The 2,212-nt window shown below is 39.4% G+C and carries 4 protein-coding genes; all 4 read left to right on the forward strand.

Translation table 11 applies throughout. From position 1 onward, the window contains the following. The coding region (locus AB6D80_RS24750) for a GIY-YIG nuclease family protein (protein ID WP_372189908.1) at positions 1-378 on the forward strand (378 nt) is incomplete at its 5' end. Between the two features lie 549 nt (positions 379-927). Then, positions 928-1,158 (forward strand): hypothetical protein, encoded by a 231-nt coding sequence (locus AB6D80_RS24755; RefSeq protein ID WP_372189909.1) that lies wholly within the window; start codon positions 928-930, stop codon positions 1,156-1,158. Positions 1,159-1,170: 12 nt separating this feature from the next. Continuing rightward, positions 1,171-1,776 carry a BRCT domain-containing protein gene (locus AB6D80_RS24760; protein WP_372189910.1) on the forward strand — a complete coding sequence of 202 codons (606 nt, stop codon included), beginning with the start codon at positions 1,171-1,173 and terminating at the stop codon, positions 1,774-1,776. A gap of 148 nt (positions 1,777-1,924) precedes the next feature. Then, entirely contained in the window at positions 1,925-2,122 is a 198-nt protein-coding gene (locus tag AB6D80_RS24765; protein WP_372189911.1) for a hypothetical protein, read from the forward strand. Positions 2,123-2,212 lie beyond the last annotated feature (90 nt).

The following is a 2,212-nucleotide window of genomic DNA, read 5'->3' on the forward strand; positions in this document are numbered from 1 at the left end:
CCCAGCCAAATATCCGTTCAGGTTCAAGCAATAATGCTTATCCGAACGGCATTAGACTGGAAGTCAGCTTTATCAAATGTTAAAGGCGTCTATGTTATTTTCGATAAATCGAATGGAAAAAAATATGTGGGTTCAGCATATGGAGAGCACGGTATATGGTCTCGTTGGAGCTGCTATATAGGTACAGGTCATGGTTGGAATGATGGTCTCACAGAGATCATCTCTAAACATGGCTTTGACTACGCACTAAAAAACTTCAAGGTTACGTTACTTGAATATCGCCCTATGAAAACAGACGATAGTACAATTATTGAGCGTGAAAACTACTGGAAAGAAGTTTTATTATCGCGAGATGCTTTTGGTTATAACAAAAATTAGCACGGCTATAACAAAGCATTTAAGAGTGATTCGCAACGCTTGGCAATTTCGCTTCGCTCAAGTATAGCCAAGCGCCGCTCACACCTTAATGCGGCGTTGATATGCCCCCCACTGTCAATTAAAAACGTAGAAGTTTCGGCTCCTGTATTATCAGAGCCTTTCTTGTTGCTTAGGGGATAGTGTTACCGCAGAGATGAAGCCAGTAATGTCGTCGGTTCTCATGCTGATATACGTGGATTGCTCATCGTTTGATGAGTAGAGCCGACCTTACTTGTTCCGTCGTGGCACCTGTCTTCAGTCTATGCTCGTGGTTCAATACAGCCGAAGCTATATTGCCGTCCTAACGCCGTCGGTGTTTGTGCCACTCCCGATGCTTTATCCAATGCGATAACACTAATTATGGCTCTGGCTTTAAGCTAAACCACGATATTGGAGGCTAGCACCTTTCGTGATGAGCATTCTGTCTAGGTGTCTTGCTAACAACTGATACAAATCAAAGAATTCGATAACCTGGTGAAATATCATCCCGCAAAATGATTCAGAGGTTTTATGGATCCTATATTTGCAGAAATAACTGTACAAAATGAACCTGGAAGCAAGGTTTTAACCAGCCGCTATATCGATGGTAAATGTACTTGGTTCAATGAAAGTGGAAATGTTTGTCAGGTAGCTAATTTTTCTATGGGGATGTTGCATGGTGAAAATGTTGTATATAGAGCTGATGGTTCCATTAAGTCTTACGTCTATTACTCATTTGGCAAACCTTTAAATACAGATTAAGTGAAAAATAATATGTCACTATTTAACAAATATAATCAACGCGATATTCAAGATCGACAGATAGACACTCTGATTGGTTTAAGTAAAGGGCTGATAGCTGATGGTGAAGTTGTGCATGCAGAAGCTGAGTTTCTGCATGGTTGGCTCATTCAGAATCAGCACTCAGAGCATCCTATTATTTTAAATTTATTAAATCGAGTAGCTGAAATGCTTGAAGATGGCATTCTTGATTCCGAAGAGTCGCATGAGCTACTTTCTTTGCTTCAAAGTTTAGGTGGAGAGTTAGGCGAAGTTGGAGAAATGGCTAAAACAACCTCATTACCAATTGATCACCCTGCACCTAAAATTAGTTTTGAGGGGGGCAATTTTCTATGTACTGGTACGTTTGCGTATGGAAAGCGTAAGGATTGTGAAGAAGCCATAGAAAATTTAGGCGGTAAGATATCAAAAGGGATTAACAAATCCCTTAATTACTTAGTACTTGGAACGTACGTTTCTGAAAGTTGGGCTCATGAGTCTTACGGTCGAAAAATCGAGAAGGCAATGCTATATAGAGAGCAAGGGCAGGATCTAATCATAATTACTGAGGAGCATTGGCTTCAACAGGCTGGTTTGTAAACACCTAAAAAGCAATTTAAGCAGACTGCCAACGCTTGGCATTTTGCCTCAGTTTAGTGAAGTAACTTCGGTGGCAAGTTTGCATATATCGATAGCGTTGTCAGTTACTTAATTAGGCATTATATTTTTCAATCAAAGGAGTTACATCATGCACAAATCAAAAACAATAATAGGGTTAGTCCTTACAGGTCTTTTATTTTCAAGTATTGCGTTAGCTACAACTGGCTTCTTAAAAGGTGAGAGAACGAGCGGAATGAATAAAATTTGTTACTACGATGTTCTTGGAGATACTTATACTTTAAATGTAAGTTCGGTTGAGCTTTGTCCGTTAACCTACGATTTCTAAAATATAACAAGTTGCTCAAAAGGGAAAATTACAGTTACGGTGTTTTTCAAGGTAGTTGTCATCATTTGCTTGCTTATTAAGCAGCTTCTC

This window comes from Vibrio sp. 10N.247.310.17 (assembly GCF_041466605.1).
In the GTDB taxonomy this organism is placed as follows: Bacteria; Pseudomonadota; Gammaproteobacteria; order Enterobacterales; family Vibrionaceae; genus Vibrio; species Vibrio tasmaniensis_A.

Coding starts and splice junctions, on each gene's coding strand:
- AB6D80_RS24760 (WP_372189910.1), top strand. CDS start 1,171: ATGTCACTATTTAACAAATATAATCAACGCGATATTCAAGATCGACAG.
- AB6D80_RS24755 (WP_372189909.1), top strand. CDS start 928: ATGGATCCTATATTTGCAGAAATAACTGTACAAAATGAACCTGGAAGC.
- AB6D80_RS24765 (WP_372189911.1), top strand. CDS start 1,925: ATGCACAAATCAAAAACAATAATAGGGTTAGTCCTTACAGGTCTTTTA.